The 3,730-nt window shown below is 54.4% G+C and carries 5 protein-coding genes and 1 pseudogene; 4 read left to right on the top strand and 2 right to left on the bottom strand.

Annotation, left to right across the window (positions count from 1 at the left end):
* From ACOSYY_RS18300 to ACOSYY_RS18315, 4 genes and pseudogenes are all read left to right on the top strand, one after another.
* Nucleotides 1-356 (top strand): annotated as a pseudogene (locus tag ACOSYY_RS18300) (chromosome partitioning protein ParB); the annotation flags it as partial.
* Between the two features lie 10 nt (nucleotides 357-366).
* The gene (locus tag ACOSYY_RS18305; protein WP_421664286.1) at nucleotides 367-777 is read left to right on the top strand and encodes a hypothetical protein; all 411 of its coding nucleotides are present in this window, start codon (nucleotides 367-369) and stop codon (nucleotides 775-777) included.
* Between the two features lie 193 nt (nucleotides 778-970).
* The gene (locus tag ACOSYY_RS18310; RefSeq protein WP_421664287.1) at nucleotides 971-1,321 is read left to right on the top strand and encodes a 4a-hydroxytetrahydrobiopterin dehydratase; all 351 of its coding nucleotides are present in this window, start codon (nucleotides 971-973) and stop codon (nucleotides 1,319-1,321) included.
* 570 nt (nucleotides 1,322-1,891) lie between these two features.
* Complete coding sequence (locus tag ACOSYY_RS18315; protein ID WP_421664288.1) at nucleotides 1,892-2,422, top strand: Hcp family type VI secretion system effector; 531 nt, start codon at nucleotides 1,892-1,894, stop codon at nucleotides 2,420-2,422.
* 200 nt (nucleotides 2,423-2,622) lie between these two features.
* Here the strand turns inward: ACOSYY_RS18315 and ACOSYY_RS18320 are convergent, their stop codons facing one another.
* Nucleotides 2,623-2,904, bottom strand: a complete 282-nt coding sequence (locus tag ACOSYY_RS18320) for a hypothetical protein (RefSeq protein ID WP_421664289.1) — start codon at nucleotides 2,902-2,904, stop codon at nucleotides 2,623-2,625.
* Nucleotides 2,905-2,964: 60 nt separating this feature from the next.
* Nucleotides 2,965-3,730, bottom strand: a 766-nt coding sequence (locus ACOSYY_RS18325) for an inositol monophosphatase family protein (RefSeq protein WP_421664290.1), incomplete at its 5' end; no start/stop codon positions are given.

Genomic DNA, 3,730 nt, shown 5'->3' on the forward strand with positions numbered 1-3,730 from the left:
GGTTCAGCGGCGGTGCTTACCATCCTGTGCTGAAACGGGTCGACGAATTTCTACAGAAACCGTTGCATGCTGCTCTGAGCGTTCGCCAGCAGCGGACCAAGACCGTCCTGGCGCTGGACGACCTCATCGTCAAACAAGTCGAAACACTTCAAGCCAAAGGGCTGACCAGTCCTTACATGAAGAGTTTCGTCGTCGCCCGCGTGAATCCGATCAGGTTCCGTCCCAAAGACGCGCCACGCTTGTCCTTCGACGATGCCCTTGACCGCATGACGCAGGCCGCGCAGAAGTTCAATCCCGACAAAATCAAAATAGACGATCTGGCCAAATCAGTCGGCGCACCGGACGACGGCGAATAAGGGAGGGCCTATGCCATATGTTGTTCTTGGTTTGTCATTGATACTGTACGGACTTAGTCTCAACCCGTCGGCGCTGGGAGACGAGATCCTGCGCATCGCAAAAATTTTGGAGCGCCCCGCGGACTATCAGGCCAAAGTCGTCATCGTGGGAGGACGCGCGAGCGATGTGATGGAACTGCCGCCTCGATTCAGGACGCATCGCTGCGCCGGGGGACCTGTCTACGATGCACAACTGTTCCGACTTCTGGATGAGTCCGGGTCCATCCAGGTGGGAGTGGCCGGGACCTGCAAGCCGGGCGCGATGCAACCGGTTGTCCAGGACGAACGGTTGCGCATCCGTGGAGTCGTGGTCGCGGATGAAAAGGATCCGATGGGGATTCCCGTCATCTACGCGGATGCCATCGATCGTGTGACCCCCTAATCTGAACCGCTTTCAAGAAACCTTATAACGAGCTTCAGCGGACGCTCAACATGAGAGGCGTTGGTGGAGATCTCGACTATCACGTTCGATGTAGAATGTGCACGAAATCACAAAAGAAGAGCATCCGTCTACCTTGCCCTTGTTCTCAATGCCCTTTAGAATGATTTATTGATCCCCCTCGAAGGAGGTTGTTATGAGTCTTGCCGATAACAAGTGTATCCCCTGCCGCGGTGGTGTGCCGCCGTTGTCAAACGATCGCGCTCAAGCGTTGCTGAAGGAACTTGGCCGAGGCTGGTCCCTCAATGATCAAGGACATTTGGAACGATTATATACATTTCCAGATTTTGCCCAGGCGCTGAATTTTGTGAACAAGGTTGGCGCCGTCGCCGAGGCCGAAGGCCATCATCCTGATCTGTATCTTGCCTGGGGGAAGGTGAAGATCGAGATCTGGACTCATAAGATTAACGGCCTGACCGAGAGCGACTTCTACCTGGCAGCGAAAGCCGATCGGGAATTTGAGCCGTTTCGGGCTGTTGCCGGCTAATAGTAACTTTAAAATACTCCGTTCACCCATCGACTGGCCTACTTGAATTAATCGAAGGGCTCGGGGCGATTCTCCTGGAACTGTGTCGAAGCACCTACGACGGCGGACTTGTCCAATGGGCCGGATTACCGGCGAACATTTCGCGCTGCTGGCGAGTCTTGAAAACGCATCCTTGTGACCTCATCGCGATCCCTGCCGAGACACACGTACGCTCGCGTTGCACTTGGGCCTTTCTAGGTAACGGATCATCCATTGTCAGCCATGCCAGTGAAGATAGGAGCTGAGTGAAGTCCCTGGCACATGCGTTGTGAAGAAAAAAGGTGGTCAGCCTGGTGAGATCGGCGTACCCAATCGGTCGTTTCTTTGATGAAGTTATTGAGGAAGCAGTGGATGCCTCGAAGGCGGTAAGAGTTGTCTGGGCCAATCATCCGTGAAAAGTACCTGGGTGAAGATGCGGCGAGGCGTCTTCTCCCCTGTCATGTTGTGCTGGTGTTTCAGCGCGAAAGAGTGAAAACACCGTGCGAGACCTGATAAAAGAAAAGGTGGCCTACTTAGTTCATAGGAGGACTGATGGCTGACGACTATTTCATCAAAATCGATAGGATCGAAGGCGAGAGCCAAGATGCTCGGCATCGGGGAGAAATTATACTGGATGCATGGTCGTTTGGAGGGACGGCTGAAGGAATGGTGGGAGGAAAGCCTGGCGGAGCGGTGCCGGGGCCTGTGCGGCCAGGTGTCGCCAGCGGAAGATTCAGCGCGCAGGACTTTCAGTTTACGGCGAAAGTCAGCAAGGCCTCGCCGAAGCTCTTTGAGGCCTGTGTCACGGGCGCGCGTTTGAGGGAAGCCGCTATGTCCGCAAGGAAAGCAGGGGCCGAACAACAGGATTACTTGAGGATCAAATTATCCGATGTCGTGATTTCTTCCTATCAGCAGGGTGGATCCAGTGCATCAGGCGAGGTGCCTGTTGATCAGGTGTCGTGCAGTTTCGCCAGAATTGAAATTGAATACAAAGAGCAAAGACCCGATGGTTCACTTGGCGGCTCAGTCTCAGTAATGTTCGACTTAAGAAGGAAGGCGCCATCGAGAAAAAGAGGTCGTTGACGCCTGCAAGGAGGATTTTTCTCGTTCTATTAGCGCGTTCTCGGCAAAGACCGCACTGTAGTAATCATGGATTTATCCCACAGGTCTTTGTTCACCTTCCCCATATCAGAAATTTCCTCAATCATGCGTGTGGTCATACGCACCTATACGACGAACCTCTCGTCCCGGTGTGAAAATAAGAAAGTAAAACACTGGAACAATTAAGCATTGCCCGGAGGCATGGGGTTGGCTTCCGACAGGGCTTTGGAAAAGCGATCACCGACGATGTCAGTGGCCTTTGCCATGAGGTCCATCACTTCTTGCCATTCGCCGGGCAACAGGTCTTGCTTCAACTGGGGATGGATCGCCCATTGGGCCTCCACCTGCGTTCCCTTGCGGCTGACCAGCACGCGCAGCAGCTCCACATCCCAGGTCGGGCCGGCAGAATTATTGTTGGAAGACGACTTGTCCGACTGTTCAGGAGGAGGGATAGCTCGCGCCATACATGATCCTCATTAGAGCTCGTTCACATAATCTTACTGTATTCTGGGCAATTCAGTATATCAAGAGGTCTCTTGGTTAAGGACCGCGAGCATCGAATCGTGGATCTGCCCGTTGCTAGCCACAAGTTCCTGCCCATAAATTGAGAGATCTTTTCCGCTGAAATCAGTCAGCCGCCCGCCGGCCTCTCGCACGATCACCGACCCGGCCGCCATATCCCACGGATTGAGACGGACTTCCCAGAAACCATCGAAGCGTCCCGCCGCCACATAGCAAAGATCCAATGCGGCGGATCCCGTTCTCCTGAGTCCCTGGGCCTTGAGGGCAAAATTGGAAAAATGATCGAGGTTATTTCGCGACGTTTCTCTGATGTCGTAAGCAAATCCTGTCACCAGCAGACTGCTGTCGAGGGTCTTCGCGCCGGACACATGGATGGGACGGCCGTTCAATTGCGCGCCTCGACCTTCAACGGCCGTGAACAGTTCATTCCGTGAGGGGTCGAAGATGACGCCGAGCATACAGCGTCCTTCGTACTCGAGGCCGATGGAGACGCAGTAGGCCGGATAGCCATGCGCAAAATTGGTTGTTCCATCCAGCGGATCTATGATCCACAGATAAGGCGACCGCCCCTCTTCCAGGCGACCACTCTCTTCGGCCAAGAACCGATGGGTCGGGAAGTGAGTCTTGATACGGTCGATGACGCATTGTTCGGCGGCACGGTCTGCGTCAGTGACTAGATTGATCGGATTCTTATACTCGGTGTGGAAACCGGACCCGGTATAGTTAAGCAGGAGGGCGCCGGCTTGATGGCCGGCGGCAACCGCTGTT

The organism is Nitrospira sp. BLG_2 (assembly GCF_049222245.1).

Excerpts from the sequence above, each read along its gene's own strand:
- ACOSYY_RS18305 (WP_421664286.1), top strand. The coding sequence starts at position 367 with ATGCCATATGTTGTTCTTGGTTTGTCATTGATACTGTACGGACTTAGT.
- ACOSYY_RS18310 (WP_421664287.1), top strand. The coding sequence starts at position 971 with ATGAGTCTTGCCGATAACAAGTGTATCCCCTGCCGCGGTGGTGTGCCG.
- ACOSYY_RS18315 (WP_421664288.1), top strand. The coding sequence starts at position 1,892 with ATGGCTGACGACTATTTCATCAAAATCGATAGGATCGAAGGCGAGAGC.
- ACOSYY_RS18320 (WP_421664289.1), bottom strand. The coding sequence starts at position 2,904 with ATGGCGCGAGCTATCCCTCCTCCTGAACAGTCGGACAAGTCGTCTTCC.